The organism is Brachybacterium squillarum M-6-3, assembly GCF_000225825.1.
Lineage (GTDB): Bacteria > Actinomycetota > Actinomycetes > Actinomycetales > Dermabacteraceae > Brachybacterium > Brachybacterium squillarum.
The window spans coordinates 123,004-149,915 of the sequence record NZ_AGBX01000005.1; the positions used below are offsets into that span (position 1 = coordinate 123,004).

25 protein-coding genes are annotated in these 26,912 nt (G+C 72.3%); 17 read left to right on the forward strand and 8 right to left on the reverse strand.

Features of this window, described 5'->3' with window-relative positions:
- The first annotated feature begins 33 nt into the window (after positions 1-33).
- Together dapB and OM98_RS07575 are read left to right on the forward strand one after the other, a co-directional pair.
- Positions 34-801, forward strand: coding sequence for a 4-hydroxy-tetrahydrodipicolinate reductase (gene dapB / locus OM98_RS07570; protein ID WP_010534002.1), 768 nt, complete (start codon positions 34-36; stop codon positions 799-801).
- A 53-nt stretch (positions 802-854) separates the two neighbouring features.
- Positions 855-1,271: a hypothetical protein gene (locus OM98_RS07575; RefSeq protein WP_010534003.1), complete on the forward strand. Its 417-nt coding sequence runs from the start codon at positions 855-857 to the stop codon at positions 1,269-1,271.
- Between the two features lie 7 nt (positions 1,272-1,278).
- On the opposite strand, the gene OM98_RS07580 is transcribed toward OM98_RS07575, so the two are convergent.
- Positions 1,279-1,908: a TetR/AcrR family transcriptional regulator gene (locus OM98_RS07580; RefSeq protein ID WP_010534004.1), complete on the reverse strand. Its 630-nt coding sequence runs from the start codon at positions 1,906-1,908 to the stop codon at positions 1,279-1,281.
- Between the two features lie 114 nt (positions 1,909-2,022).
- Between OM98_RS07580 and OM98_RS07585 the strand changes: the two genes are divergently transcribed.
- From OM98_RS07585 to OM98_RS07595, 3 genes are all read left to right on the forward strand, one after another.
- Positions 2,023-2,847, forward strand: coding sequence for a sugar phosphate isomerase/epimerase family protein (locus tag OM98_RS07585; RefSeq protein WP_029362763.1), 825 nt, complete (start codon positions 2,023-2,025; stop codon positions 2,845-2,847).
- Positions 2,844-3,986 (forward strand): Gfo/Idh/MocA family protein, encoded by a 1,143-nt coding sequence (locus OM98_RS07590; protein WP_010534006.1) that lies wholly within the window; start codon positions 2,844-2,846, stop codon positions 3,984-3,986. Before OM98_RS07585 ends, OM98_RS07590 begins: the two co-directional genes overlap by 4 nt.
- Positions 3,987-4,153: 167 nt before the next feature.
- The gene (locus tag OM98_RS07595; protein ID WP_010534007.1) at positions 4,154-5,455 is read left to right on the forward strand and encodes an AI-2E family transporter; all 1,302 of its coding nucleotides are present in this window, start codon (positions 4,154-4,156) and stop codon (positions 5,453-5,455) included.
- Between the two features lie 296 nt (positions 5,456-5,751).
- On the opposite strand, the gene OM98_RS15190 is transcribed toward OM98_RS07595, so the two are convergent.
- The 3 genes from OM98_RS15190 to OM98_RS07605 form a co-directional block, all read right to left on the reverse strand.
- The gene (locus OM98_RS15190) at positions 5,752-6,663 is read right to left on the reverse strand and encodes a DUF3800 domain-containing protein (RefSeq protein ID WP_010534008.1); all 912 of its coding nucleotides are present in this window, start codon (positions 6,661-6,663) and stop codon (positions 5,752-5,754) included.
- Positions 6,664-6,873: 210 nt separating this feature from the next.
- Entirely contained in the window at positions 6,874-7,188 is a 315-nt protein-coding gene (locus OM98_RS07600) for an AzlD domain-containing protein (RefSeq protein ID WP_010534009.1), read from the reverse strand.
- The gene (locus tag OM98_RS07605) at positions 7,185-7,925 is read right to left on the reverse strand and encodes an AzlC family ABC transporter permease (RefSeq protein ID WP_033195102.1); all 741 of its coding nucleotides are present in this window, start codon (positions 7,923-7,925) and stop codon (positions 7,185-7,187) included. The genes OM98_RS07600 and OM98_RS07605 overlap by 4 nt, the downstream gene beginning before the upstream one ends.
- A gap of 75 nt (positions 7,926-8,000) precedes the next feature.
- Between OM98_RS07605 and OM98_RS07610 the strand changes: the two genes are divergently transcribed.
- From OM98_RS07610 to OM98_RS07665, 11 genes are all read left to right on the forward strand, one after another.
- Entirely contained in the window at positions 8,001-8,729 is a 729-nt protein-coding gene (locus OM98_RS07610) for an HAD-IA family hydrolase (RefSeq protein WP_010534011.1), read from the forward strand.
- Positions 8,730-8,909: 180 nt separating this feature from the next.
- On the forward strand, positions 8,910-11,606 hold the full coding sequence (locus OM98_RS07615; RefSeq protein ID WP_010534012.1) for an asparagine synthase-related protein: 2,697 nt from the start codon (positions 8,910-8,912) through the stop codon (positions 11,604-11,606).
- A gap of 112 nt (positions 11,607-11,718) precedes the next feature.
- On the forward strand, positions 11,719-12,654 hold the full coding sequence (gene dapA / locus OM98_RS07620) for a 4-hydroxy-tetrahydrodipicolinate synthase (protein WP_010534013.1): 936 nt from the start codon (positions 11,719-11,721) through the stop codon (positions 12,652-12,654).
- Positions 12,651-14,345, forward strand: a complete 1,695-nt coding sequence (locus tag OM98_RS07625; RefSeq protein ID WP_010534014.1) for a ribonuclease J — start codon at positions 12,651-12,653, stop codon at positions 14,343-14,345. The genes dapA and OM98_RS07625 overlap by 4 nt, the downstream gene beginning before the upstream one ends.
- Before the next feature lie 411 nt (positions 14,346-14,756).
- The gene (locus tag OM98_RS07630; protein ID WP_010534015.1) at positions 14,757-17,546 is read left to right on the forward strand and encodes an FtsK/SpoIIIE family DNA translocase; all 2,790 of its coding nucleotides are present in this window, start codon (positions 14,757-14,759) and stop codon (positions 17,544-17,546) included.
- A gap of 62 nt (positions 17,547-17,608) precedes the next feature.
- Complete coding sequence (pgsA, locus tag OM98_RS07635) at positions 17,609-18,199, forward strand: CDP-diacylglycerol--glycerol-3-phosphate 3-phosphatidyltransferase (protein WP_010534016.1); 591 nt, start codon at positions 17,609-17,611, stop codon at positions 18,197-18,199.
- Positions 18,200-18,215: 16 nt separating this feature from the next.
- Positions 18,216-18,785, forward strand: coding sequence for a CinA family protein (locus OM98_RS07640; protein ID WP_010534017.1), 570 nt, complete (start codon positions 18,216-18,218; stop codon positions 18,783-18,785).
- A 228-nt stretch (positions 18,786-19,013) separates the two neighbouring features.
- Complete coding sequence (locus OM98_RS07650; protein ID WP_010534019.1) at positions 19,014-19,319, forward strand: helix-turn-helix domain-containing protein; 306 nt, start codon at positions 19,014-19,016, stop codon at positions 19,317-19,319.
- 1 nt (position 19,320) lies between these two features.
- Entirely contained in the window at positions 19,321-19,545 is a 225-nt protein-coding gene (locus tag OM98_RS07655) for a DUF3046 domain-containing protein (RefSeq protein ID WP_010534020.1), read from the forward strand.
- A gap of 294 nt (positions 19,546-19,839) precedes the next feature.
- Positions 19,840-20,937 carry a recombinase RecA gene (gene recA, locus OM98_RS07660; protein WP_010534021.1) on the forward strand — a complete coding sequence of 366 codons (1,098 nt, stop codon included), beginning with the start codon at positions 19,840-19,842 and terminating at the stop codon, positions 20,935-20,937.
- A gap of 2 nt (positions 20,938-20,939) precedes the next feature.
- Positions 20,940-21,725: a regulatory protein RecX gene (locus OM98_RS07665; protein WP_010534022.1), complete on the forward strand. Its 786-nt coding sequence runs from the start codon at positions 20,940-20,942 to the stop codon at positions 21,723-21,725.
- A gap of 80 nt (positions 21,726-21,805) precedes the next feature.
- Here OM98_RS07665 and OM98_RS07670 read toward each other — a convergent pair whose 3' ends face one another.
- The 4 genes from OM98_RS07670 to OM98_RS07685 all read right to left on the reverse strand — a co-directional run bounded on the left by OM98_RS07670 (position 21,806) and on the right by OM98_RS07685 (position 25,168).
- Positions 21,806-22,666 (reverse strand): amino acid ABC transporter permease, encoded by an 861-nt coding sequence (locus OM98_RS07670; protein ID WP_033195090.1) that lies wholly within the window; start codon positions 22,664-22,666, stop codon positions 21,806-21,808.
- The gene (locus OM98_RS07675) at positions 22,663-23,310 is read right to left on the reverse strand and encodes an amino acid ABC transporter permease (protein ID WP_010534024.1); all 648 of its coding nucleotides are present in this window, start codon (positions 23,308-23,310) and stop codon (positions 22,663-22,665) included. The genes OM98_RS07670 and OM98_RS07675 overlap by 4 nt, the downstream gene beginning before the upstream one ends.
- 138 nt (positions 23,311-23,448) lie before the next feature.
- The gene (locus OM98_RS07680; RefSeq protein ID WP_010534025.1) at positions 23,449-24,330 is read right to left on the reverse strand and encodes a glutamate ABC transporter substrate-binding protein; all 882 of its coding nucleotides are present in this window, start codon (positions 24,328-24,330) and stop codon (positions 23,449-23,451) included.
- A gap of 55 nt (positions 24,331-24,385) precedes the next feature.
- On the reverse strand, positions 24,386-25,168 hold the full coding sequence (locus OM98_RS07685) for an amino acid ABC transporter ATP-binding protein (RefSeq protein ID WP_010534026.1): 783 nt from the start codon (positions 25,166-25,168) through the stop codon (positions 24,386-24,388).
- 141 nt (positions 25,169-25,309) lie between these two features.
- On the opposite strand from OM98_RS07685, the gene miaB reads away from it, so the two are divergent.
- Positions 25,310-26,902, forward strand: coding sequence for a tRNA (N6-isopentenyl adenosine(37)-C2)-methylthiotransferase MiaB (miaB, locus tag OM98_RS07690; protein ID WP_010534027.1), 1,593 nt, complete (start codon positions 25,310-25,312; stop codon positions 26,900-26,902).
- The last annotated feature ends 10 nt before the right edge of the window (positions 26,903-26,912 follow it).

The window sequence follows — 26,912 nt, forward strand, 5'->3', positions numbered from 1 at the left end:
CCAGAGCCCCCCGAACCCCCGCAAGGAGCAGCCATGAGCAGCACCCCCACCTCGCCGATCCGCGTCGCCGTGATCGGGGCCGCCGGCCGTATGGGCTCGCAGGCCTGCGCCGCCGTCGAGGCCGCCGACGACCTGGAGCTGGTGGCGAGCCTCCGCCGCGGCGACGACCTCCAGCAGGTCGTGGACGCCGGCGCGCAGGTGGCCGTGGACCTCACCGTGCCCGCCGCCACCCGCGAGAACGTCGCCTTCCTGATCGAGCACGGCATCCACGCGGTGGTCGGCACCACCGGCTGGGACGAGGACTCCCGCGAGGCCGTGCGCGCGCAGCTGTCCACGCATCCCGGTGTCGGTGTGCTGATCGCCCCCAACTTCGCGATCGGGGCGGTGCTGGCCATGCGCTTCGCCGAGGTCGCGGCGCGCTACTACGAGAGCGCCGAGATCATCGAGATGCACCACCCGGACAAGCTCGACGCCCCCTCGGGCACCGCCGCCCACACCGCCGCCGCGATCGCCCGCGGGCGCGCCGCCGCCGGGCTCGGCCCGGTGCCGGACGCCACCGAGAAGGACCCGGAGGGCGCCCGCGGGGCCGTGGTGGACGGCGTGCACGTGCACGCGGTGCGTCAGCGCGGCCTGGTCGCCCATGAGGTCGTGCAGTTCGGCGGGGTGGGGGAGCAGTTCGCGATCCGTCACGACTCCTTCGACCGCGCCAGCTTCATGCCGGGCGTGCTGCTGGGCGTCCGCGAGGTCGCCGCGCACCCGGGCCTGACCGTCGGCCTGGACGGCTACATGGACCTGGGCTGAGCCCCGATCCACCGTCCCCTCCCGCCGCCGACACCCCCAGGACCCCTCGCCCGATGCGCCAGAAGCTCTTCGTCCTCGCCCTGCTGCTGATCACCGCCGCCTACTGCTGGGGGCTGGGCTGGATCGCCTGGGGCTTCTCCCGCGCCGGCGGCGTGGTGGGCTGGGGCCTGGCCGCCGCGCTGGTGGTGCTGCTCGCGCTGACCGTGTGGGTCACCTGGCGGGAGGTGATGTTCGGCCTGGCCGCCGGGGGGCTGGCCCGTCGCTACGCGCCGCCGGCCGGGCCGCTCGAGGACCCCGCCGAGGAGTTCGAGGTCGCCCGCGCCCGCATCCAGGGCCTCGAGCAGGCCGGGGACCCCGTCACCTGGCAGGACTGGCTGCGCCTGGCCTACGCCTACGACGCCCTGCGGGACCGCCGCCAGGCCCGCCGCCACACCCGCCGCGCCATCGCCGTGGAGCGCGAGACCCGCTGAGGCGTGCTCAGGGCGCCAGCAGCCGGGTGAAGGTCTCCAGGGTGCGCTCGAGGTCGATCGAGGGGGCCAGCAGCCACTGGATCTGCAGGCCGTCCGAGGCCGCCACCAGCAGGGCCGCGACGTCCTCCGCGTCCACGTCGTCCCGCACCGTGCCGGCGGCCTGATCGCGGCGCAGCCGCTCGGCGAGGTCCGCGCGGACCGCCTCGAAGCGTCCGCCGATGTACTCCTGGGTGGGGCTGGCCTCGGCCCGGAGGGCGGCGGCCAGCAGCGTGGAGTACAGCTCCACCAGGCCGGGCACCTCGACGTTCAGCCGCGCCGCGGTGGTCATGATCTCCACCGCCCCCGGCTCCGGCCCGGCCGTCTCCGGGCGGGCCTGCTCGGCGTGCTCGTGCACGGCCAGCAGCAGCTGCTCGCGGGAGGGGAAGTAGTGCAGCAGGGCCGCGTGGGAGACGCCGATCGCCTCGCCGATGCGGCGCAGCGAGGTGCCCTCGGCGCCGCGCTCGCGGAACACCTCGATGGCCCGGTCCAGGATCTGCCGGCGGCGGGCGACCCCCTTGGCGTAGGCGCCGGGACGGCCCCGGCCGCCGACCTCCGTCGGCGGGGGAGCGGGCTGCGGGGAGGGGTCCGGACGCGTCACGTGATCCACACTACAGACAAAACCTCCGCGTGGAGGTTTCTCCCGTAGGGTGGGGTGCATCACGCCGCTCCGTGCGTGTGGACCCAGACGACGACGTGTGGAAGAGGTTCCGCGATGGCATTGCCCCGCGCATCAGTTCAGCTCTATTCCCTGGCCTCCGCCTTCAGTGCCGACATGGACGGCTCCCTGGCCAAGCTCTCCGAGATCGGCCTCGAGTACGTCGAGGCCTTCGACTTCGTGCGCCGGCCCGCCGAGATCCGTGCCGCCCTGGACAAGGCGGGCCTGGCCTCGCCCACCGGGCACGCGCCCCTGCTCTCCGACGAGCTGTGGACCCCGGACGGCTCCATCCCCACCCCCAGCCAGGACGAGGTCTTCGAGGCCGCCGCCGCGATCGGCATGCAGACCGTCATCGACCCGATGGTCCCCACCGAGCGCTGGCTCACCGAGGACGGCGTGAAGGACATCGCCGAGCGCATGAACGCCGCCGCCGAGAAGGCCGCCGGCTACGGCCTCACCGTCGGCTACCACAACCATGCCCAGGAGTTCCTGGCCGACTTCGAGGGTCGCACCGCCTACCAGCTGTTCCTCTCCCTCGCCGAGCCCGCCGTGCGCCTCGAGCTGGACCTGTTCTGGGCCCTGGTCGGCGGGCAGGACGTCGTCGGCCTCGTCGGCGAGCTCGGCGACCGGCTGCTGGCCATCCACGTCAAGGACGGCGTCGCCCCCGCCGGCAACCCCTTCGCCCCCGACGCCCCGCCGTTCCGCTCCGACAGCCTGGACCAGCGCCACGCCGGCGACGGTGACGTGCCCACCGTCGAGGCCCTGCAGGCCGCCACCGACCTGCGCTACGCCGTCATCGAGTACGACCACGCCCCCGGCGACGTCTTCGAGGACGTGGCCGACAGCTACCGTTTCCTCATCGAGAAGGGACTCGCGGCATGAGCGCGCGCCGTCGCACCGGACCCGTCGGCGTCGGCCTGATCGGCGTCGGCGTCATCTCCGACACCTACCTGGAGAACCTCGGCTCCTTCCCCGACGTGGAGGTGCTCGCCCTCGGCGACCTCGACGTCGAGCGCGCCCGCAGCCAGGCCGCCAAGCACGGCATCGCCGCCGCCGGCACCGCCGAGGAGGTCCTCGCGAACCCGGACGTGGAGCTGGTGGTCAACCTGACCATCCCCGCCGTCCACGCCGAGGTGTCCCTCGCCGCCATCGAGGCCGGCAAGCACGTGTGGAGCGAGAAGCCGCTGGGCCTGGACCGCGAGTCCACCGCCGCGCTGCTGGCCGGCGCCGAGCGCGCGGGTCTGCGCGTCGGCGTCGCCCCCGACACCGTGCTCGGCCCGGGCGTGCAGACCGCCAAGCGCGCCATCGCAGAGGGCGTCATCGGGCGACCGCTGTTCGCCCAGACCTCCATGCAGTACCAGGGTCCCGAGGTCTTCCACCCCAACCCCGGCTTCCTCTTCGCCCGCGGCGCGGGCCCGCTGCTGGACATCGGCCCCTACTACCTGACCACCCTGGTCAGCTTGTTCGGCTCGATCACCTCGGTGGCGGCGATGGGGTTGCGCGCCCACGCCGAGCGCGCCATCCAGGTGGGGGAGCGCGCCGGGGAGACCTTCCCCGTCGAGGTGCCCTCCACCATGTCCGTGCTGGCCTCCTTCGAGGCCGGCCAGCAGTCGAACTCCCTGGTCAGCTTCGACTCGCCGCTCGCCCGCCAGGGCATCGTCGAGATCCACGGCACCGAGGGCTCGCTGGTGGTGCCCGACCCCAACATGTTCGGGGGCAAGGTCGCCTACGTGCGGCCCTTCGAGCAGCTCGGGGAGGTGCCCCCGCCGCAGGAGTGGGTCGAGGTCCCCTCGCGGGGCGTCGTCACCGGACGCGGTCTGGGCGCGCTGGACATGGTCCGCGCCATCGCCGAGGACCGCCCCCACGTGGCCTCCGGCGAGCTCGGCTACCACGTGCTCGACGTGATGCTCTCGGCCGAGGAGTCCGCCGCCTCCGGCAGCGTCGTCACCGTGGACAGCCGGGTGCAGCCGGTGCCCGCGGTGCCCGTCGACTTCGACCCCTTCGCGCCGACGCTCGCCTGACCCGACGGTCGGCCCGGCCCGGAGCAGCTCCGGGCCGGGCCGACCGCTGTCGGGGCCTGCGCCTATGATGGCCTGCGGGGCCGCGACGCGGCCCCTCGCCACCCCCTCGGGAGACGTCGCCCGGGATCGGTCCGCGAACCGCCGTCAGCGCCCCCGGGAGGACCGCCGTGAGCACCACCGAGCCCAGCCAGATGCCCGACCCGCCCGCCGGCACCTGGGCGGATCCGCTGGGCCGCGCCGGGTCCCGGGCCGGCCAGGTCCTGCTGCTGGCCGCCGTCGCCGCGGGGACCGTCTGGCTGCTGCAGCAGGTCACCGTCGTGGTGATCGCGGTGCTGGTGGCCCTGATCCTCGCCGCCGCCGTCTCCCCGATGGTGCACTGGCTGACCTCCAAGGGCTGGCCCGACCTGCTGGCCACCCTCGCCTCCTTCCTGGCCATCGTCGCGGTCGCCGGCGGCGCCATCACGGGCGTCGTCCTCGCCATCCGCAGCGAGTGGGACTCCCTGGTCTCCTCCGCGCTGGGCGCCTGGGACGAGCTGCGGGACTGGATCGCCTCCACCTCCCTGCCCATCGACACCGGGGTCATCGACGACGCGGTCCAGCAGGCCACGGAGTTCGTGACCAGTGCGGACTTCGCCTCCAGCACCCTGGCCGGGGTCTCCGCCGCCACCGAGGTCCTCACCGGCCTGGTGCTCATCGTGGTGCTGCTGTTCTTCTTCCTCAAGGACGGCAGCGCGATGTGGAACTTCACCCTGCGCTGGTTCCGCGGGGAGAGCCGCGCCAAGCTCGCCGAGTCCATCGACCGGGCCGCCGCCACGCTCGGCGGGTACGTCCGCGGCACCGCCACCGTCGCCCTGGTGGACGCCGTGCTGATCGGCATCGGCCTGGCCCTGCTGGGGGTGCCGCTCGCGGTGCCGCTGGCCGTCATCGTGTTCCTCGGCGCCTTCATCCCCGTGGTCGGCGCGACCGTCGCCGGGACCCTCGCCGCCGCGGTCTCCCTGGTCACCAACGGACCGTTCACCGCGCTCATCGTCATCGTCATCGTGATCGCGGTGAACCAGATCGAGGGCAACCTGCTGCAGCCCGTCGTGATGGGCAGGGCGCTCAGCCTGCATCCGCTGATCGTGCTGCTCGCGCTGACCATCGGCACCATCGTCGGCGGCATCTTCGGCGCGATCCTGGCGGTGCCCTACACGGCGATGGCGTGGACGCTGATCCAGGTGTGGACCGATCGCTACCAGGCCGGCGACGACCCGGTGCTGGGCGAGGACCCGCTCAGCGCGCGCGAACGGCCCTCCCGGCAGGCCAGCGAGAAGCAGCGCGAGTGGTACCGGAAGCTGCGCCGCGACGACCGCCAGGGCGCCCCGCTCGGCGCCGTCGAGCAGGAGCAGGACGCCACCGCGGAGGGCGACGATGATCGGGACGGTGAGCAAGCATCTCCGGGGTATTACCTACGCGGCGAGGACAACTGAGGCCACGGACATCTGGGCGTCGGGGCGCCACCCATCGCCTCAGCTGCGGAGGCGCAGCCCCTCCGCCGTCAGTGCAGCGACGGGCGAGATCAGGAGAAGCCCGGGCCTGCCCGCTCTTCGTGTAGTAGTGAGTACTTTTTGCGGATGCCAACTCCCGGTGGAAATTCCACGCGGCTCCAGCGTTTGCAGTGCACAAGTCTTCGCCGTCGGTGGCGGCGGGAGGTACGGAACGGCTGCATTTGTCAGATAATAGCGGCCGCCCTAATGGTCACAGTTTAGACTCGAGGCTAACCGGTCTAAGATTTGCGAGATTTTGCGGCAGCCGCGACCGCGCGGATTTTTTCTGCCTGTCTTGGGTTAATGTTCGAGCCAAGTAACTGCCCTTCCGCTTTCGGAAAGAGAGGGCGATCACGATTGAATATGCGCGAGTGGTTGAGGTCCTCGATTGCCCGCCTGTGATAATGGAGCTTGGATTCAGAAGTAAAAGACCCCCTTATTCTCTTTAGGGATCTTTCGTCCGCGATCCAGTTGTAGCGGGAATCTACGATGAGCTGGTAGTCCACGGCGCGCCCAGCGCATGCCGCAATCCAATCAGCGAACTGCACGTTAGCGCTTAGCTGACTGTCGACATGCATCGGAGGTTCGAGGATTCTTTGCATTTCTTGATAGTCTGACGAGCGACCGAGGATGTGGCCGTACATGTTTGGTAGTCGCTCGGCCCGAGTTTTCTCGTTGATCTGATCGATGATTATCATTACATTGGAGCTCGAGTGCGCCGCATGTCTCGCGATTCGATTTAGCGTCTCCTCCATGGCTTCTCTCTCGGTCCTTGCGGGATCGAGCTGAACCTGTTTCGGAGTACCTATTGGCTTCTCGTCGGCATAATAAAAGAGATTGCCGCCCATTTGGGTGACGGTTCTAACTAAGTGATCAAATACTCTGAGTTGGGAAGGGTGATCTCTTGGGGCGAGGGCACTAAAAATGCTCGCCCCTTTTTTCTCCCAGCGGCCCGGGTGGTCTGCTTTTTTGATTTCGTTCTTGAAGAGCGTGCGCTTCTGCTCGGCAAAAACGGACCCGAAGTCGCGGGCGCGTTGCTCGGGGATTATGAAGCCTGCGTAGCCGAAGGCTGGGCTTGTGTTAAATCGTGCGTCCTGGCGTGACACAAAAGCGCCAGGTTCGCCGATTTCATCTATGTAGGCCAAGAGCATGTCGACATTGTGGCACTAAACGCGGAAGCCCGCGCCGTAGCGCGGGCTTCCCGGGTTGGCGCTCAGAGGACTGTTTCACCTCCAGCTACCGATGCTGAGTCTAGGGCCGGGTGGTCACTGTGTCTAGCCAAGCCTTGACAGGATGTGTGGCAGGCCGAGCCAGCTAGCCGGCGAAGTTACTGAGAGGGAAGACGTCAGCGGTTCCTTCACTCAGCCCCAGCCGAGCATGCGCAGACCTGCCGCCGCCAGGGCCGCGGCGACCACGACCACCAGGAACGGGGCGCGCAGCGCCAGCAGCACCGCCGCCACGGCCAGGCCCGCCACCCGGGCGTCCAGCACGATGGCCTGACCGTCGGTGAAGCCCTGGGTCGCCACCAGCGCGCCGAGCAGCGCGATGGGGAGCAGGGCGGTGATGCGGGCGATCCGCGGCCGCTCCAGCACGTCGGGCGGCACCTGATAACCCAGCCACTTCAGCACGAAGGTGCCCAGCGACGCGGCGATCACCCCGATCCACAGCAGGCTCATCGTGCCTCCTCCTCGGTGGTGCCGACCTCCGCGGTCGTCGCCGCGCGGCGGGGGAGGAGCCCGGCCGCGACCGCCACCAGGGCGGCCGCCAGCACCGGCAGGCCCGAGGGGAGCACGGGGGTGGTCAGCAGCGCCACGAAGGCCGCCGCCACCGCGACCGCGACGGCCTCCGCGCGGCGCAGGCGCGGCCACAGCAGCGCCAGGAAGGCCGCGGCCGCGGCGGCGTCCAGCCCCCAGGCGCCGGGATCGGCCACGTACTGCCCGGCCAGCGCCCCCAGCAGGGAGAACAGGTTCCAGAAGACGTAGACGCCCACGCCGGCCGCCCAGAAGCCGGCCCGGCGCGCCTCGGGCGAGACGGCGGTGGCGGCGTTGGCCGCGGACTCGTCGATGGTCAGCTGAGCACGCGCCAGGCCCCTCCAGCCGCCGCGCGGCAACGTGGTGGTCAGCGCGAAGCCGTACAGGGTGTTGCGCACGCCCAGCAGCAGCGAGGCCAGGGAGGCGCCGACCACCGAGCCGCCCCCACCGATCACGCCGACGAAGGCGAACTGGCTGCCGCCGGAGAACATCACCGCGGCCAGCACCATCGCCTGCCACACGTCGAGACCCGAGGCGGTCGCCAGGGCCCCGAAGGAGATGCCGTACAGCCCCGTGGCCAGGCCGATCGACCAGCCGGTGCGGCGGACCCGGCGGACCTCGTCCGCGACGGGCTCCGCGGGGGAGGGGTGGGCCGTGCTCATGATGCTGCCCACTGTACGGTCACCAGGGACGATGGGTACCGCGGCGTCCACCTGTCGGTGTGAGACGGTAGGCGCATGACCGATGCCCCCGTCGCCGACGGCGCCGAGAACCTCCCCGACGCCTTCCCGCTGACCGGCTCCGTGCTGCTGCTGGACATGGACGGCACCCTCATCGACTCCGGCCCCGCCGTCGAGCGGGCCTGGGATCAGCTGCTGCGGGAGCACGGCAACACCGACGGCTTCCCCCACACCATGCACGGCCAGCCCGCCCGCCAGGTCATCGCCGAGCTGCTGCCCCAGCTCTCCGGCGAGGAGGTCGAACAGGCCCACCGCCGCATCGAGGAGCTCGAGGTCGCCGACGTCTCCGGCATCCTCACCCTGCCCGGCACACAGCGGCTGCTGGAGGAGCTGGAGGCTGCCTCGGCCGAGCTCGGCCGCCCCACCTGGACCATCGTCACCTCCTGCACCCGGCCGCTGTTCGAGGCCCGCTGGGCGCGCACCGGCCTGCCCACCCCCGACCACCTGGTGACCGCCGACCAGGTCAGTGCGGGCAAGCCCGACCCCGAGCCCTACCTGCTCGGCGCCGAGCGTCTCGGCGCCGATCCCGCCACCGCCATCGTGCTGGAGGACTCGGCGGGCGGCCTGCGCTCGGGCGCCGCCGCCGGGGCGCGCACCGTCGCCGTCACCACCACCACGCCCGCCGCCGTGCTCACGCCGCTGGCCGACGGCCTCGTCACCAGCCTCGACGACCTCGAGGTGCACGTCCACGACGGCGCCCTGCTGCTCGGCCGCCGCGGCGCCTGAGCCCCCTGAACCCAAGCCGCCCCCCGCCGGCACGAGCCCGCCCGACTCCCGGCGATCTGCCGGGTCCGTTCTGGCCCCGTTGATAGGCTCGGGCGGCCGCTCCCCGGCCGTGCCGCGCCCCGGGGACACCCCGCCGGACCGCCCCGCGCCCCGGCGTCGACCCCCGCGAAAGGACCCTCCATGAGTGGAATCTCCGGCAGCCACGGCTTCGGCGCCGACACCGAGGCCATCACCCGCGCGATGACCGCCGGCCTCGCCCCCGGCGGGGCGGAGGCCGAGCCCCGCCTCGCCGTCGACGGCGACACCGGACTGGGCACCCTCGCCGCGGAGCAGCCGGCGATCAGCGCGGACGGCCGCCACGCCCTCGTCCTCGACGGGGCGATCCACAACCACCCCGAGCTGCGCACGGAGCTCGAGGCCGCCGGACAGGCGATCGACGGTGACGGCGCTGCGCACCTCGCGCTCGCCGCGCTCCGCGCCTGGGGCCCCGAGGCCCTGGACCGCTTCCGCGGCCCCTTCGCGCTCGCCCTCCACGACCGCGAGGCCGACACCCTCACCCTGGGTCGCGACCACCTCGGCATCCGCCCGCTGTTCGTCGCGGGGGAGCGGACCGAGGACGGCTCGGACGGACTCGACGGGGCCTTCCTGTTCGCCTCCTCCCTCACCGCGCTGCTGGCCGCGGACCGGCTCACCCCCGCCCCCGACGACCGCGCCGTGTACCGCTACCTGCGGCTCGACGCCCACGACGAGGAGGAGCAGAGCTTCCTGCGCGGCATCCGCCGCGTCCTGCCCGGCCAGGCGCTGGTGATCGGCCCCGACGGTGCCGACCGCTCCTCCTACACCCGCCTGCGCGAGGAGCTCGCCGACGCCGCCTCGCGGCCCGGCCGTCCCCTGGACGAGGCCGCCCTCGCCGAGGTACGCGCTCGCTTCGAGGAGGCCCTGCGGCTCCGTCTGCGCGCGGACCAGACCGTCGGCGTCACCCTCGCCGGCGGCCTCGGCTCCTCGGCGCTCGCCGCGGAGGTCGCCGCGCGCCTGCGCTCCCTTCCCGCCGACGAGGCCTTCGGCGCCGTCGGCCCCCGCCTGCACGCCGTCTCCGCAGTGGTGCCCGGCTCCGGCGGCGATCAGGCCGGCGACCTCGGCGCCCTCGCCGCGGACTTCCCCGGCCAGATCCAGGCGCACCCGGTTCACCCCGACGCCGAGGCCTTCCTGGCCGACCTCGAGGACCTCGTGCGCACCCTCGAGGAGCCCGCCCCCAGCTCCGCCGCCTACGCCCGCTATGCCGCCTCCCGAGAGGCGAGCGGCCACGTCGAGTTGCTGCTGGACGGCCTGGGCGCCCAGGAGGTCCTCGCCGCCGACGAGCGCTACGTGCCCGTGCGGCTGCGCCAGCTCCGCCGCGACCCCCGGGCCCTGGCCCGCGAGGTGCTGGGCTCCCGCGAGCTGCTGGCCCGCGGCGCCCGCGAGCGCCTGAGCGGCCGCACCGAGGTGCCCACCGCGGCGTTGATGAATTCGGCCTTCGTCGCCGCCCACAGCACCGAGAAGGCGCCCCGGCCCGCCGCGGACCTGCGCGAGCGGCTCGCCGCGGACGTCCTGCGCGACTCCCTCCCGGCGCGCCTGCGCGTCGCCGAGCGCACCGCGAGCCGCTTCGGCCTGCAGCGCCGCACCCCCTTCCTCGACCTCGAGCTGCTCCGCCTGGTGGCCGGTCTCGACGCCTCCGCCCTCGTCCACGGCGGACGCGCCGGGCACCTGCTGCGCGAGCTCACCGCCGAGGCGCTGCCCGAGAGGATCGCCCGCCGCCGCGAGGCCGGAGAGGTCACCGTCCCCGAGGACGTCTGGTTCGTGCGGCTCGCCCCGCAGATCCGCGAGATCTTCGCCTCCGAGTCCTTCGCCGCCCGCCCCTACGTGGACGCCCGCAGCGTGCTGGCCCTGTTCGACGACCTGGTGCAGAACCCCGGCACCCACGACACCGCCGTGTTCTGGCGCCTGCTGAACCTCGAGCTGTGGCTGCGGGCCTTCTGCGACGACGCCGCCACCGCCGGACACGACCCGGCCGGCACCGCCGCCGAGCCCGCCGCGGAGGAGACCGACCCCGACCGCATCGAGCAGGACAAGCCCGACCACGAGGCCAACCCCGGCAAGGAGCTGGACCTGGTCTCCGAGGTCGACGGGCACCGCTGGCGCCGCCTGCCGTTGCAGACCGCCCTGGTGGCCCGCGGCGACGACCTCACCGCCGCCGTCGCCGCCCGTATCGAGGACTTCGCCGCCGCCATCCCGGAGGGCACCGTCCCCGCGGGCGCCCCCTGGTACTTCGTGATCAGCGAGAAGATCGTCGCGATCACCCAGGGCCGCTCCTGGTTCACCTGGGAGATCCGCCCCCGCCTCTCCGCCCGCGTGCTCAGCCGCTTCGTCAGCCGCACCCCGGCCGGCATCGGCCTGGGCGACCCCACCACCATGGAGCTGGCCATCCGCGAGGTCGGCCTGCCCCGTGTGACGGTCGCCGCCGCGGCCGGCGCGGCCGGCAAGGTGCTGGGCAGACGGGGCGTGTTCTACGAGGTGGTGGGGGACAACGTCCGCGCCATCGACGGCCCCACCCCCTACTCGGCCTTCCCCTCGAACGTCTCCGCGAAGCTGCCGCCGAAGGATCCGGACCAGGTCGCCGCCCGCCTGTCCACCGCGATCCGACAGGCCGACATCCCCTCCGCGCTGCGCGACTCCTTCGCCGGCACCGTGGTGATGGACGCCAACGACATCGGCCGCAACCAGCTCGGCTCCGACCTCGACGTGCCCGGCGAGGTCATGGAGGCGACCTTCGCCGACAACCCCCTGGGCCAGGGCCGCCAGCGCACCCCGATGGCCGTGCTGGTCGACCTCGGGGAGTGACCCGGGCCGCCACCGCCGCCCCGACGCCGCGTCACGGTCTGTCGGGCCGACACCCCTCGGATACCCTCGGGGGTGGGCCCGCGGCCGGACCCACGACCACCCGGAGGAGAGCATGACCGTGAGCGAGAGCGTCCCGACCCGCCCCTTCGGCGCCGTCGGCACCGCGATGGTGACCCCCTTCACGCCCGACGGCTCGGCGATCGACTACGAGGCCGCCGCCGCGCTGACCGCCCACCTGGTGGCCACCGGCAACGACCAGCTCGTCGTCTCCGGGACCACGGGGGAGTCGCCGACCACCGCGGACGCAGAGAAGGTCGAGCTGGCCCGCGTGGTCCGCGAGGCCGCCCCCGGGGCTACCGTCATCGCCGGGGTGGGCAGCAACGACACCGCCCACTCGGTGGAGATGGCCCGCGCCCACGCGGACCTCGGTCTCGACGGCCTGCTCGTCGTCAGCCCCTACTACTCGCGGCCCTCGCAGGCCGGCGTCGAGGCGCACGTGCGCGCGGTGCTGGACGCCACCGAGCTGCCGGTGATGCTCTACGACATCCCCGGCCGCACCGGCGTCCCCTTCGCCCGCGACACCCTGCTCCGCCTCGGCGAGCACGAGCAGGTGCTGGCCGTGAAGGATGCCAAGGGCGACCTCGCCGAGGCCACCGCGGTGATGGCCGCGACGGGCCTGGCCTACTACTCCGGAGAGGACGCCCTGAACCTGCCGTGGCTGTCCATCGGCGCCGCCGGCGTCGTCTCCGTCGTCGGCCAGGTCGCCGGCCCCCTGGAGCGGGAGCTCGTCGACGCCGTCGACCGCGGCGACCTGGCCGCCGCCCGTTCCGCCCACACCCGCCTCGCCCCCCTGGTCGAGGCGCTGATGTCCCGCATGCCGGGAGCCGTCGCAGCGAAGGCAGCCCTGCACCTGCAGGGCGTGCTGCCGCATGCGGCGATGCGCGGCCCGCTGCTTCCCGCCGACCCCGACCAGTTGCGCGCGCTCGCCGCGGCGCTGGAGACGGTGGACGGCATCCCCACCCTCGACACGACCCGGAGGTCCGCATGAGCACCCCCTACGCCCAGCGGCTGAACCAGCCGCCCAAGCTGCGCAAGGACACCATGCGCATCACCCCGCTCGGCGGGCTGGGCGACGTCGGCCGCAACATGACCGTCCTGGAGTACAACGGCCGCCTGCTGATCGTCGACTGCGGCGTGCTGTTCCCCGAGGACTCCCAGCCCGGCGTGGACCTGATCCTGCCGGACTTCGACATGCTCGCCGACCGTCTCGACGACATCGCGGCGATCGTCCTCACCCACGGTCACGAGGACCACATCGGCGCCGTCCCCTACCTGCTGCGGATGAAGCCCGACATCCCCCTGGTGGGCAGCCAGCTCACCCTCGCCTTCATCGAGGCGAAGCTCAAGGAGCACCGCATCACCCCGTACACCCTGGCGGTGAAGGAGGGGCAGACCGAGACCTTCGGTCCCTTCGAGTGCGAGTTCGTCGCCGTGAACCACTCCATCCCGGACGCCCTCGCGGTGGCCGTCACCACCGGCGCCGGCACCGTCCTGCACACCGGTGACTTCAAGATGGACCAGCTGCCGCTGGACGGCCGCATCACCGACCTGCGCGCCTTCGCCCGCCTGGGGGAGAAGGGCGTGGACCTGTTCATGACCGACTCCACCAACGCGGAGGTCCCCGGCTTCACCGTCGGCGAGCAGGAGATCGGCCCCGTGCTGGACTCCGTCTTCGCCCGCTCGAAGCAGAAGATCGTGGTGGCCTCGTTCTCCAGCCACGTGCACCGCGTCCAGCAGGTGCTCGACGCGGCCGCGAAGTACGGACGCAAGGTCGCCTTCGTGGGCCGCTCGATGGTGCGCAACATGGGCATCGCCGCCGAGATGGGCTACCTCGAGGTGCCCCCGAACACCCTGGTCGACGTCAAGAAGATCGACGACCTGCCCGACGACAAGATGGTGCTGATGTGCACCGGCAGCCAGGGCGAGCCGATGGCCGCGCTCAGCCGCATCGCCAACCGCGACCACCGGGTCTCGGTCGGTCCCGGCGACGTCGTGATCCTGGCCTCCTCGCTCATCCCGGGCAACGAGAACTCCGTGTTCCGCGTGGTCAACGGCCTGATGGCGCTCGGCGCCGAGGTGGTCCACAAGGGCAACGCGAAGGTCCACACCTCCGGCCACGCGAGCGCCGGCGAGCTGCTGTACTGCTACAACATCGTGCGCCCGAAGAACGTGATGCCGATCCACGGCGAGGTGCGCCACCTCATCGCCAACGGCAAGATCGCCGAGGCCACCGGCGTGCCGCCCGAGCGGGTCGTGCTGGCCAAGGACGGCCACGTGGTCGACCTCAAGGACGGCAAGGCGAAGGTCGTCGGGGAGATCCCCAACGGCTACGTCTACGTCGACGGCTCCAGCGTGGGCGAGATCTCCGAGGCGGACCTCAAGGACCGCCGGATCCTCGGCGACGAGGGCTTCATCTCGATCTTCGCGGTGGTCAACTCCGAGACCGGCGCGCTGATCGCGGGTCCGGAGATCCACGCCCGCGGCGTGGCCGAGGACGACCAGGTGTTCGAGAAGATCCGTCCCGACATCGTCAAGGCCCTCGAGCAGGCCGTCGCGGACCAGTCCAACCGCCGCGACACCCACCAGCTGCAGCAGGTCATGCGCCGCGTGGTCGGCCGCTACGTCTCCCAGCGCCTCCGCCGCAAGCCGATAATCATCCCGGTGGTCGTCGAAGCCTGATCGACGTGCTGCGAGCTTGCGAGCGGTAGGAGATCAGGCAGGAGGACAAAGCCTGATCGACGTGCTGCGAGCTTGCGAGCGGTAGGAGATCAGGCAGGACAGCACCGCCTGAGGCAGCCTGGCCCCCTGTCCATGAGACGGAGTGAGGGAGGCACAGCCCGGCCATAGGCCAGGCCGTGCCTCCCTCGCTCCATTCCGTGGACAGCAGGGGCGCGATCCCGGCCACGCGCCCCCGCCTAGCCGGTTCCCCGCCTCCCGGGCGCGTCGGGGGCGGGGCGTTACCCTGGGAACATGGCGACACGTACGTCTTCCCCCGCACGTGCGTCGAAAGGCTCGTCGCGGTCCTCCTCCTCCGGCTCCTCCCGGACGAAGGGGACCGCCGCCCACGATCCGTCGACGCTCCCCCTGCCGGTGCGCGCAGTGCGCTCCGGCTACCTCGGCGTGGCCCGGATGGTCGGCGGTCTGATCCGCGGCATCGGCGTGGCCCGCTGGGAGGTCCCGCCGGAGATGCGCCGCGACGGCTACGCCTTCTTCCTGCTGCTGCTGGCGGTGCTGGTGGCCGTGGTCGAGTGGTGGCAGGCCTCGGGCCCCGTGCTCGGCGCCGTGCACACCGTGGTCGCCGGCACCTTCGGCATCGCCTCGATGGCGATCCCGCTGCTGGCCGCCGGCTGGGCGCTGCGCATGTTCCGCCATCCCGACCACGTGCGCGCCAACACCCGCATCGCCCTCGGCGTGGCCCTGATCCTCACCGCGATCGCCGCGATCGCCTCGGTCACCGCGAAGCTCCCCGCCCCGGCGGACGGCATCGCCGCCCTGGCCCGCGGCGGCGGCGTGCTCGGCTACCTGGCGGCCGCGCCCCTGGTGGCGCTGCTGCCTCCGGTCGCCGTGATCGTCGTCTACGCCCTGGTCATCGCCTTCGGCGTGCTCGTGCTGACCGCCACCCCGGTCGAGTCGATCCCCGGCCGTCTGAAGGACGTCTACCAGGTGATGGTCGGCCGCAGCGTCGAGGAGGACGAGGAGCGCACCGCCTTCGGCCTGCGCCCCCGCCGCCCCGACCCCGCCGCCGTGCAGGACGCACCCACCGAGGCGCAGCCCACCCGCGCCCGCCGCCGCACCCGCAAGGAGAAGCAGGAGGCCGCCGAGGCCGAGGCCCGCGACCACGACGGCTTCGGCTATGTGGGCGACGAGGCCTTCGAGCAGGGCGTCGCCGGGGACGCGGACGAGCCCGCCGCCGGCAAGGCCAGGGGCGGGCGCAAGGGCAAGGCCTCCCGTCGGGCCACCGACCCCGAGCAGGCCGCCGAGGGTGCGCAGGCCGAGAACGGCCGCGCCAAGACCTTCCCCACCGCCGCGGAGGAGGCGCCCACCGAGGACATCGGCCAGGCCGCCGCCGGGGCCACCCGCCCCATGCCCGCCGGCGGGATCACCAAGAAGGTGCCCGCGAGCGCCGCCGCCACCGCCCCGGCGGAGGAGGAGCCGGAGCTGGTGCCACCGCCGCTCGGCGAGCTGCCCCGCGCCGGGGAGCAGCTGGAGCTGGCCGGGGACATCGTCTACACCCTCCCCGAGTCGGACTACCTGGTCGAGGGCCCCCCGCACAAGACCCGCTCCGAGGCCAACGACCAGGTCGTCGCGGCCCTCGGCGAGGTGTTCGAGCAGTTCAAGGTCAACGCCGAGGTCGTGGGCTTCACCCGCGGCCCGACCGTCACCCGCTACGAGGTGGAGCTGGCCCCGGGCACCAAGGTCGAGAAGGTCACGGCCCTGGACAAGAACATCGCGTACGCGGTGGCCAGCGCCGACGTGCGGATCCTGTCGCCGATCCCCGGCAAGAAGGCGATCGGCATCGAGATCCCCAACGCCGACCGCGAGACCGTGGTCCTCGGCGACGTGCTGCGCAGCTCCGTGGCCCGCCGCAACGAGCACCCGCTGGTGATGGGCGTGGGCAAGGACGTCGAGGGCGGCTATGTGGTCGCGAACCTCTCCAAGATGCCGCACCTGCTGGTGGCGGGCGCCACCGGCGCCGGCAAGTCGAGCTTCGTGAACTCCATGATCACCTCGATCCTGATGCGCTCCACCCCCGAGGAGGTGCGCATGGTGCTGGTGGACCCCAAGCGCGTGGAGCTCACCATCTACGAGGGCATCCCGCACCTGATCACCCCGATCATCACCAACCCCAAGAAGGCCGCCGAGGCCCTCGAATGGGTGGTGCGGGAGATGGACGCCCGCTACGACGACCTGGCCGCCTTCGGCTTCAAGCACATCGACGACTTCAACAAGGCGGTGCGCGCCGGCGAGGTCACCCCGCCCCCGGGCAGCGAGCGCCGCCTCGCGCCGTACCCGTACCTGCTGGTCGTGGTCGACGAGCTCGCCGACCTGATGATGGTGGCCCCGCGCGACGTGGAGGCATCCATCCAGCGCATCACCCAGCTGGCCCGCGCCGCCGGGATCCACCTGATCCTGGCCACCCAGCGGCCCTCGGTCGACGTCGTCACCGGCATCATCAAGGCCAACGTGCCCAGCCGCCTGGCCTTCGCGACCTCCTCCCTGCAGGACTCGCGCGTCATCCTGGACACCCCGGGTGCGGAGAAGCTGATCGGTCAGGGCGACGCCCTGTTCCACCCGATGGGCAAGTCCAAGGCGATGCGTGTGCAGGGCGCCTGGGTGAACGAGTCGGAGATCCACAAGGTCGTCGACCACGTGAAGAACCAGATGAAGCCCTCCTATCGCGAAGACGTCACGGTCGAGACCGCCAAGAAGCAGATAGACGACGACATCGGCGACGACCTCGAGGTGCTGCTGCAGGCCACCGAGCTGGTGGTCACCACGCAGTTCGGCTCCACCTCGATGCTGCAGCGCAAGCTGCGGGTGGGCTTCGCGAAGGCGGGTCGCCTGATGGACCTGCTGGAGTCCCGCGAGATCGTCGGCCCCTCCGAGGGTTCGAAGGCGCGCGACGTGCTGGTCCACCCTGACGACCTCGCCTCCGCGATGGCCCGCATCCGTGGCGGGGACACCTCGCCGGCGCCGTCCGCCGCGGCGGGGGAGGACCCGGCCCCCTTCGACGAGGCGAGCGACGTCGACCAGGAGCCGGCGCAGGACCGCTACGCCGGCGACCCGCTGTCCCACGACGACGACGAGATCGCCCCCGAGTACGACGACGGCGCCGACGAGCCCGACGGGGAGGACGCCTGGCAGCTCACGGGCCGCTGAGCCCCTGACCCGCCCGGACCCCGTCCAGCCGCCCGCCCCGTCCCGAGAGATCCCGGAGAGACATGAGCACCGAGACCGCCCCCGCCCCGCTGTGGAACATCGCGAACATCCTCACGATGGCCCGCTGCGTGATGGTGCCCGTTTTCATCGTGCTGGCCGCGATCTACCCCGAGGACGTCGGCGGCCGGATCCTGGTGTCCGCGATCTTCGTGATCGCGATGTTCACCGACTTCCTGGACGGCTACCTGGCGCGCTCCCGGAACCTCATCACCGACTTCGGGAAGATCGTCGACCCCATCGCCGACAAGGGCATGACCGGCGCGGCCTTCGTGATGCTCTCGGTGTGGGACTACGTGCCGTGGTGGATGACCATCCTGATCCTGGTGCGGGAGTTCGGCATCACGATCATGCGCTTCACGATCCTCAAGTACGGGGCGCTGCCGGCGAACATGGCCGGCAAGGCCAAGACGATGATGCAGTCCATCGCGATCGCCTTCTGCCTGATGCCCTTCGAGCTGTGGTGGTCCCCGGCCCGCTGGATCGGTCTGGCGCTGGTCACCATCGCCTTCGTGCTGACCATCTGGTCCGGCCTGGTGAACCTCAAGGACGGGCTGCGCCTGCGCCGCGAGGCCCTGGCCGGCGGCGCCGCCTGAGGAGCCGCCGGACACGATGGGCACCCCCGGCGAGGCCTCGGACCCGGCCGCCCGCCCGCGCGCCGGTGACGCCGCCGTCGACCCCGCCGCGGTGATCGCCGCCGCCCGCGAGCGCGGCTGGCTGCTCGCCACCGCCGAGTCCCTCACCGCCGGCGCCGTCGTCGCCCGCCTGGTGGACGTCCCCGGCTCCAGCGCCGCCGTCGCCGGGGGAGCGGCCTGCTACTCCTACGCCGCCAAGCACCGCGTGCTGGGCGTCGACGCCGCCGAGCTGGAGCGCACCGGCGCCGTCACCCCCTCGGTGGCCGCCGCGATGGCCGAGGGCGCCCTCGCCCTCTACGCCGCGGACCTGGCCGTCTCCACCACCGGGGTGGCCGGGCCCGGTCCCGATGAACGAGGCGTGGAGGCCGGCACCGTCCGGCTGGGCCTGGCCCGCCGCGGCGGCGCGACCCTCACCCGCCTGGTGCACCTGCCGGGGGACCGCGCCGCCGTCCGCGCGCAGAGCGTGGAGGCCGCGATCGCCCTGCTCGCCGCGGAGCTCGGACTCCAGGGCTCCGTCCACCTCCCGGACGACTCCCAGGAGCGATGAGGTCTCGCCCACTACACTGCCGGGAACACACCGAGCGGTGACGGCGTTGGACCCGACGTGATCAATCCGAGAACGACCACGAGGATGAGTACGTCGAACCACGAGACGCGGCCGACCGCCCCCACGGCGGCGGCCCCGACCCGGCGGGCGTCGATGACGACCGCCACCCCCACGCCCCGCACCCGTGAGGTGCTGACCGTGCAGAACGAGCCGACGGGAGGAAAGGCCATGGTCCTGTTCCGACAGGAGCTCGGGGACGTCCTGCGGGATGCCCGCCGTGCCCAGGGGCGCACCCTGCGACAGGTGTCCTCCGACGCCCGGGTGTCCCTGGGATACCTCAGCGAGATCGAGCGCGGGCAGAAGGAGGCCTCGAGCGAGCTGCTGCTCTCGGTGACCGAGGCCCTCGGCATGCCGCTGTCCTTCGTGCTGCGGGAGGTCTCCGACCGCATCGCCGCCGCCGAGGGCGTCACCGTGCCCGACACCGTGCCCGAGGGCCTGGCCGAGGAGACCGGCCCGCTGGTGGGCGCGCACTGAGGTGCGCCGCAGCGAGTTCAGCGAGCTGGCCGACCACGTCTTCGGCCCCACCCTCGCCCGCACCTACACCCGGGACCTCGTCCTCGAGGAGGTCGGCGGCCTGAGCGCCGATGCCGCCCTCGAGGCGGGGTACCCGGTGCGGCGGGTGTGGACCGCCCTCTGCGACGCGATGGAGGTCCCCGAGGGGGACCGCTGGGAGATCCCGCCCGCGCTGCGGCGGCGCTGAGCCCGAAGGCACTGAGTCCGGCGACGCTGAGCCGCCCGTGCCCCAACCCCGGGACACCGAAGGGTCCCCACCCTCCGATTCCCGCGACACGCCGGGAGCCCCGTGCTCCCGGCGTGTCGCGCATTCGAACGTCTGTTCGGGTATCGTGATCCGCGTCGGCCCGCCCGCCGTCCCTCCCCACCGCCCGGGAACGCACACCCCGCAGGGGTCGCGCTCGTTCGTCGGGGGTGAGTCCTAGGGTGGCCGCACGGTCACCACGTCGGCACCCCCGGTCCCCTGGAAGGAACAGATCCCATGCCTGCACAGAAGAACGCCCCCAAGGAGCGCGCCTCCACCCTGGACGCCGCGCTCGCCCAGATCGACCGCCAGTTCGGCAAGGGCTCCGTGATGCGCCTCGGTGAGGACACCCGTCCCCCGGTCGAGGTCATTCCCACCGGCTCCGTCGCGCTGGACGCCGCGCTCGGCATCGGCGGCCTGCCCCGCGGGCGCATCGTCGAGGTCTACGGCCCGGAGTCCTCCGGCAAGACCACCGTCGCCCTGCACGCCGTGGCCAGCGCCCAGCGCAACGGCGGCATCGCCGCCTTCATCGACGCCGAGCACGCGCTGGACCCGGAGTACGCCAAGAAGCTCGGCGTGGACACCGACGCCCTGCTGGTCTCCCAGCCGGACACCGGCGAGCAGGCCCTCGAGATCGCCGACATGCTGGTGCGCTCCGGCGCGCTGGACGTCATCGTCATCGACTCGGTCGCGGCCCTGGTGCCCAAGGCCGAGATCGAGGGCGAGATGGGCGACTCCCACGTCGGCCTGCAGGCCCGCCTGATGTCCCAGGCGCTGCGCAAGCTCACCGGCGCGCTCTCCGCCTCCGGCACCACCGCCATCTTCATCAACCAGCTGCGCGAGAAGATCGGCGTGTTCTTCGGCAGCCCGGAGACCACCACCGGCGGCAAGGCGCTGAAGTTCTACGCCTCCGTGCGCATGGACATCCGTCGCATCGAGACCCTCAAGTCCGGCCAGGACTCCGTGGGCAACCGCACCCGCGTCAAGGTCGTGAAGAACAAGATGGCCCCGCCCTTCAAGCAGGCCGAGTTCGACATCCTCTACGGCGAGGGCATCTCCCGCGAGGGCGGCCTGATCGATCTCGGCGTGGAGCACGGCGTGGTCCGCAAGTCCGGCGCCTGGTTCACCTACGAGGGGGACCAGCTCGGCCAGGGCAAGGAGAACGCGCGCCAGTTCCTCAAGGACAACACCGACCTCGCCGCGGAGATCGAGGAGAAGATCCTGCGGACACTCGGCGTGGGCAAGTACGCCGCCGAGCAGGCCGGTGCCGCCGATGAGGCGGAGGAGCTCGGCGAGGCCGAGTTCCTCGACGAGGACGTCCCGGCGGCCATCTGAGGATGACCCCCACCGCACGCCCCGGGCGCGGCGGCGAGGAGCCTGCGGGCCCTCCCGCCGCGCCCGCGGCGCATCCGGAGCAGGGCGACGGGCCCGGAGACCTCCGCGTCCCCGCCGACGACGAGGACGCGGCGCTGCGCGAGGACCTGGCCCGGCGCACCCGGCGGATCCTCGAGACCCCGCGCCCGGCCCCGGACCCCGAGCGCGCCGCCCAGGAGAAGGCGGTGCTCCACGAGAGCCGCTACCTGATGCGTCTGCTGGCGGGTCGCCGCCGCTCCGAGGGGGAGCTGCGCACCCGGCTGCGGGAGCGCGAGGTCCCCGCGGACGTGGCCCATGAGGCGATGGCCCGCCTGCAGCGTGCCGACCTGCTGGACGATGCCGCCTTCGCCGCGGAATGGGTGCGCCAGCGCCGCGGCCTGCGCGCCCTCTCCGACGAGGCCCTGCGCCGGGAGCTGCGCGGCAAGCAGGTCGATCCCGCCCTCATCGAGCAGGCCCTCGCCCAGCCCCTCCACGACACGACCGGCCTCGCCGCGGTGGCAGGCGAGGAGGAGCTCGATGCGGCCGAGCGGGAGGAGGCCGAGGCCGAGCGCTGCCGCGCGCTGGTCCGCTCCCGGCTGCGCGAGCGCGACCGGGCGGAGCTGCGCGCCGACCGCGACGGCAGTGCCCGCCAGCGCGTCACCCGCCGCCTGGACGCCCTGCTGACCCGTAAGGGCTACCCCGGCGACCTCGCCGTGCGGGTGATCGCCGCCGAGGTGCGGGCCGCCCGCGAGGAGCCCGCCGCCCGCTGATCCGGCCGCCGACCCCACCCCGGGCCCTGGCGGCGCGGTCCGACGGGGACGCTTCCGGAGGGGTTCGGCCCCCGGGCGGCTCAGTCCTCCGGCACGGCGACGGCGGCGCCCGCCACCCGGCGCTGCCCGCCGCGGCGCTGCACCCACACCGCGAGCCGCGAGAGCAGCACGTTCAGGGTGATGAACACGGCCGCGCCGACCGTCAGCAGCGGCAACAGGTAGGCCGCGTTGGTGAGGGCGTCGGCCACGCGGCTGATCGAGCGCAGCAGCTCCGCGTAGCTCACGATGTATCCCAGCGAGGAGTCCTTGATCAGCACCACGCCCTGCGCGATCAGGGAGGGCAGCATCATCCGCACCGCCTGCGGCAGCTGGACGTCGCGGTAGATCAGGAACGGGCCCATCCCCACGGACTGCGCGGCCTCGGTCTGGCCGGCGGGCAGGGCCTTGATGCCGGCCCGCAGGATCTCGGCGAACACCGCGCCGTTGTAGACCACCAGGCCGAAGACCACCGCGATCAGCGGGGTCGAACCCGGCAGCACCAAGATCGCGAAGAACATCATCAGCACCACGGGCAGGCCGCGGAACACCTCGATGACGCCCGTGACCAGCCAGCGCACCGGGGCGATGGTCGACGCGCGCAGGGACACCAGCACCACGGCCAGCAGCGCCGCCAGCGGCAGCGCGAACACGGCCGCCAGCAGGGTGTTCCCCAGGCCCCGGAACACGGCTGCCCACACGTGATGGGTCTCGTAGCCGGCGAAGTTCGGCGGCACGTCCACCAGCACCAGCCAGCGGTCGTCGAAGACGCCGTTGAGGGAGAGGCGGTAGCCGATCAGGCCGAGGCCGGCCACCACCAGCACCCCGATCACCACCGAGATGATCCGTTCGCGGCGCTTCTCGTCGGGGCCGGCGACGTCGTACAGCACGGGTCCACTGCTCATCGCGCGAACGCCACCTTCCGTTCGAGGTGCCCGGCCACCTGGCCGAGCGGGATGCAGACGATCAGGTAGCACAGCGCCACCCCGGCCAGGATGCCCAGCACGTCACCGGAGTAGACGTTGGTCATCCGCCGCGACATCGCGAACAGCTCGAAGACGCTGAAGGCGCCCGCCACCGAGGTGTTCTTCACCAGCGCGATGAACACGTTGATCAGCGGCGGTATCGCGGTGCGGAAAGCCTGCGGCAGCACCACGATGGTGAGGTTCTGGAAGAAGCTCATGCCCAGGGAGCGCGCCGCCTCCGCCTGCCCCAGGGAGACCGAGTTGATGCCCGAGCGCACCGCCTCCGCCACGAAGGCCGAGGTGTAGCAGGACAGGGCGATGATCGCCGCCACCTTGTAGTCGAAGGTGAAGCCCATCGACGGGGTGACGAAGACGTAGAAGAAGAACACGATCGTCAGCGGGGTGTTGCGGAGGAACTCCGTGTACACGGTGGCGAGGGTGCGCAGCGGCACGTAGGGCGAGACCCGCATGCCGGCCACGATCGTGCCGACCACGAGGGCGATCAGCCCGGAGATGGCGGCGAGGGTCAGTGTGGTCGTGAACGCGTCCCACAGCATGTCCCGCTCGGCGAGAAGACTTCCCATGCGTGAACTCCTGGGGCCCCGCGGGCCGCCGTGTCAGCGGCCCGCGGGGACGGTGAGGGGAGGGGAGAGAAGAGAGTCGTGCCCGGGGAGTGTGGGCACGGGGGCGGCGGACGGGTCGCCCGTCGCCCCGGGGCGGGATCAGTAGCGGTCGATCTCCGGGGGCTCCGGGGTCGGCAGCACCACGCCCGCGGTCTCCTCCCAGGCGGCGGCCCAGGTGCCGTCGTCGTAGGCGGCCTGCAGGGTGTCGTTGATGAAGGTGCGGAACTCGTCGTCGCCGAGGGCCAGGCCGATGCCGTAGGGCTCCTCGGTGAAGGTCTCCCCGTCGTTCACCAGCTTCAGGTTCTCCTCGTCGGCGGCGACGAAGCCCGCCAGGATCACGTTGTCCGTGGTGACGGCGTCGACCTGGCCATTGGTGAGGGCGGTGACGCAGTTGGAGTAGGTGTCGAAGGTCTGCAGCTCCGCCTCGGGGTGGTTGTCGAGCATGTACTGCGCAGGGGTGGAGCCCTCGACGGAGGCGACGGTCTTGCCGTCCAGGGAGTCCTCCCCGGTGATGTCCTCGTTGTCGGCGGCCACCATCAGCGCCTGACCGGCGACGTAGTACGGCCCGGCGAAGTCGACGACCTCCTTGCGCTCGTCGTTGATGGTGTAGGTCGCCACGACGATGTCGACGTTGCCGTTCTCGATGAAGGGCTCGCGATTGGCGGAGACGGTCTCCACCCACTCGATGTCGTCGGCCGCGATGCCGAGCGCGCCGGCGATGATCTTGCCGATCTCCACGTCGAAGCCCGCGGGGTCACCGTCGGGGCCGGCCTGGCCGAACAGCGGCTGGTCGAACTTGGTGCCGATGGTGATGCTGCCGGCCTCGGCGAGGGCGGCCATGGTCGAGCCCTCGGGGAACTCGGAGGCGTCGACCTCCGCGACCTCGGGTTCCTCGCTGTCCCCACCGCCGCAGGCGGCGAGGGCGAGGGTGGCGGCGGCGCCGGCGGTGCCGGTGAGGAAGAGACGACGGCTGGTGCTCATGGGGTGCTCCTGGGTCAATCGTGGGACATCGGGGAAGGGAAGTGTCGGGTCGGGGTCAGTGGGCGAGGATCTTGGAGAGGAAGTCCTGGGCGCGCTCGGTCTCGGGGGCGGAGAAGAACTCCTCGGGCGTGCGGACCTCGAGGATGCGTCCCGCGTCCATGAACACGACCCGGTCGGCGGTGCGGCGCGCGAAGCCCATCTCGTGGGTCACCACGATCATGGTCATGCCCTCCTGGGCGAGCCCCGTCATCACCTCGATGACCTCGTTGATCATCTCGGGGTCCAGGGCGGAGGTGGGCTCGTCGAAGAGCATCACCTTGGGGCGCATGGCCAGGGAGCGGGCGATGGCGACGCGCTGCTGCTGGCCGCCGGAGAGCTGCGCGGGCAGCTTGTGGGCCTGATTGGCCACGCCCACACGTTCCAGCAGCGCCGTCGCGCGGGCCTCGGCGTCCTTCTTGGACTCCTTCTTCACCTTGATCGGGGCGACGGTGACGTTCTCCAGCACCGTCTTGTGCGCGAACAGGTTGAAGGACTGGAAGACCATGCCGACCTCGGCGCGCAGCCGGGCCAGGCCCGGACCGGAGGTGGGCAGCACCTCGCCGTCGATGCGGATCTCGCCCTCGTCGATGGTCTCCAGGCGGTTGATGGTGCGGCAGAGGGTGGACTTGCCCGAGCCCGAGGGGCCGAGCACCACCACCACCTCGCCGGGGCTCACGTCGAGCTCGATGTCCTGCAGCACGTGCAGATCGCCGAAGTGCTTCTGGACCCCGCGCAGGGAGACGAGCGGGGGCGCGGTCGCGCCGCCCGCCGCCGCGGGACCCGATGTGGTCTGCGTCATGGAGTGGACCTTAGGGCAGGAGACCCGGGCGGGTGGAGACGGCGGGACACCGACACCGCATCGTGACCTCCGCGTGACCTTCGCCGGGAGCGTCCGTCCTGCCCCGGGCGCCGGGTTCGCGCGCCGTACCCTGGAGGGACCATGAGCATCACGCTGGATCCCTCCGCCCCCGCCGAGACCGCGGACTCCCCGCGCGGCACCTACCAGGTGCGCACCTTCGGCTGCCAGATGAACGTGCACGACTCCGAGCGCCTCACCGGCCTGCTCGAGGAGGCCGGCTACGTCGCGGCGCCCGCCGGGGCCGACGCCAGGGCCGGGGAGGTCGACGTCGTCGTCTTCAACACCTGTGCGGTGCGGGAGAACGCCGACAAGAAGCTCTACGGGACGCTCGGCTCCCTGCGCCCCGCGAAGGACGCGAACCCGGGGATGCAGATCGCCGTGGGCGGCTGCCTGGCTCAGAAGGACCGGGCCGCGATCACCGAGCGCGCCCCCTGGGTGGACGTCGTCTTCGGCACCCACAACATCGGCTCCCTGCCGGTGCTGCTGGACCGCTCCCGGCACAACGCCGCCGCCGAGGTGGAGATCCTCGAGTCCCTCGAGGTGTTCCCCTCCACCCTGCCCACCCGCCGCGAGTCCGCCTACGCCGCCTGGGTGTCGATCTCGGTGGGCTGCAACAACACCTGCACCTTCTGCATCGTGCCCTCCCTGCGCGGCAAGGAGCGCGACCGCCGCCCCGGCGACGTGCTCGCCGAGGTGCGCCAGGCCGTCGCCGAGGGCGCCATCGAGGTGACCCTGCTGGGGCAGAACGTGAACTCCTACGGTGTCGAGTTCGGCGACCGCGGCGCCTTCGCGAAGCTGCTGCGGGCCTGCGGACAGATCGAGGGCCTGGAGCGGATCCGCTTCACCTCCCCGCATCCCGCGATGTTCACCGACGACGTGATCGAGGCGATGGCCGAGACCCCCGCCGTGATGCCGCAGCTGCACATGCCCCTGCAGTCCGGCTCCGACGACGTGCTGCGCCGGATGAAGCGCTCCTACCGCGGGAAGAAGTTCCTCGGGATCCTCGAGAAGGTCCGCGAGCGGATCCCCGAGGCCGCGATCACCACCGACATCATCGTCGGCTTCCCGGGCGAGACCGAGGAGGACTTCCAGCGCACCCTGGAGGTCGTCGAGGTCTCCCGCTTCTCCAGCGCCTTCACCTTCCAGTACTCGATCCGTCCCGGCACCCCCGCCGCCGAGATGGAGGCTCAGGTGCCCAAGGAGGTCGTCCAGGAGCGCTACGAGCGGCTGGTCGCCCTGCAGGACCGCATCACCCACGAGGAGAACCGGCGCCTCGAGGGCACCACCGTCGAGGTGCTGATCGCGGAGGGCGAGGGTGACCGGGACCGCGAGACCCACCGCCTCTCGGGTCGTGCCCGCGACCACCGCCTGGTGCACCTGGCCCTGCCCGCGGACCTCCCCGACGCCGAGCGCCCCCGCCCCGGCGACCTGGTCACCGCGACCGTCACCCGCGCCGCCCCGTACTACCTGATCGCCGACAGCGCCCTCGCGGCCCCGCGGGAGCAGCTGAGCCCGGCCCAGTTCTCCCTGCGTCGCACCCGCTCCGGGGACGCCTGGGAGGCCGGGGGGACCGGGCTGGAGGAGGGATCCGCCTGCGGCACCGGCTGCGGGAAGGGGGAGGCGGCCCCCGCCGGCCCGGTCACCCTGGGCATCCCCACCCTGCGCCGCCCCTGATCCCCTCCCG

Coding starts and splice junctions, on each gene's coding strand:
- OM98_RS07605 (WP_033195102.1), bottom strand. CDS start 7,925: ATGAGCACGGCCCACCCCTCCCCCGCGGAGCCCGTCGCGGACGAGGTC.
- OM98_RS07640 (WP_010534017.1), top strand. CDS start 18,216: ATGGGCACCCCCGGCGAGGCCTCGGACCCGGCCGCCCGCCCGCGCGCC.
- OM98_RS07585 (WP_029362763.1), top strand. CDS start 2,023: ATGGCATTGCCCCGCGCATCAGTTCAGCTCTATTCCCTGGCCTCCGCC.
- dapB (WP_010534002.1), top strand. CDS start 34: ATGAGCAGCACCCCCACCTCGCCGATCCGCGTCGCCGTGATCGGGGCC.
- recA (WP_010534021.1), top strand. CDS start 19,840: ATGCCTGCACAGAAGAACGCCCCCAAGGAGCGCGCCTCCACCCTGGAC.
- OM98_RS07680 (WP_010534025.1), bottom strand. CDS start 24,330: ATGAGCACCAGCCGTCGTCTCTTCCTCACCGGCACCGCCGGCGCCGCC.
- OM98_RS07610 (WP_010534011.1), top strand. CDS start 8,001: ATGACCGATGCCCCCGTCGCCGACGGCGCCGAGAACCTCCCCGACGCC.
- miaB (WP_010534027.1), top strand. CDS start 25,310: ATGAGCATCACGCTGGATCCCTCCGCCCCCGCCGAGACCGCGGACTCC.
- OM98_RS15190 (WP_010534008.1), bottom strand. CDS start 6,663: ATGCTCTTGGCCTACATAGATGAAATCGGCGAACCTGGCGCTTTTGTG.
- dapA (WP_010534013.1), top strand. CDS start 11,719: ATGACCGTGAGCGAGAGCGTCCCGACCCGCCCCTTCGGCGCCGTCGGC.
- OM98_RS07600 (WP_010534009.1), bottom strand. CDS start 7,188: ATGAGCCTGCTGTGGATCGGGGTGATCGCCGCGTCGCTGGGCACCTTC.
- pgsA (WP_010534016.1), top strand. CDS start 17,609: ATGAGCACCGAGACCGCCCCCGCCCCGCTGTGGAACATCGCGAACATC.
- OM98_RS07665 (WP_010534022.1), top strand. CDS start 20,940: ATGACCCCCACCGCACGCCCCGGGCGCGGCGGCGAGGAGCCTGCGGGC.
- OM98_RS07650 (WP_010534019.1), top strand. CDS start 19,014: ATGGTCCTGTTCCGACAGGAGCTCGGGGACGTCCTGCGGGATGCCCGC.
- OM98_RS07670 (WP_033195090.1), bottom strand. CDS start 22,666: ATGAGCAGTGGACCCGTGCTGTACGACGTCGCCGGCCCCGACGAGAAG.
- OM98_RS07675 (WP_010534024.1), bottom strand. CDS start 23,310: ATGGGAAGTCTTCTCGCCGAGCGGGACATGCTGTGGGACGCGTTCACG.
- OM98_RS07590 (WP_010534006.1), top strand. CDS start 2,844: ATGAGCGCGCGCCGTCGCACCGGACCCGTCGGCGTCGGCCTGATCGGC.
- OM98_RS07685 (WP_010534026.1), bottom strand. CDS start 25,168: ATGACGCAGACCACATCGGGTCCCGCGGCGGCGGGCGGCGCGACCGCG.
- OM98_RS07625 (WP_010534014.1), top strand. CDS start 12,651: ATGAGCACCCCCTACGCCCAGCGGCTGAACCAGCCGCCCAAGCTGCGC.
- OM98_RS07615 (WP_010534012.1), top strand. CDS start 8,910: ATGAGTGGAATCTCCGGCAGCCACGGCTTCGGCGCCGACACCGAGGCC.
- OM98_RS07575 (WP_010534003.1), top strand. CDS start 855: ATGCGCCAGAAGCTCTTCGTCCTCGCCCTGCTGCTGATCACCGCCGCC.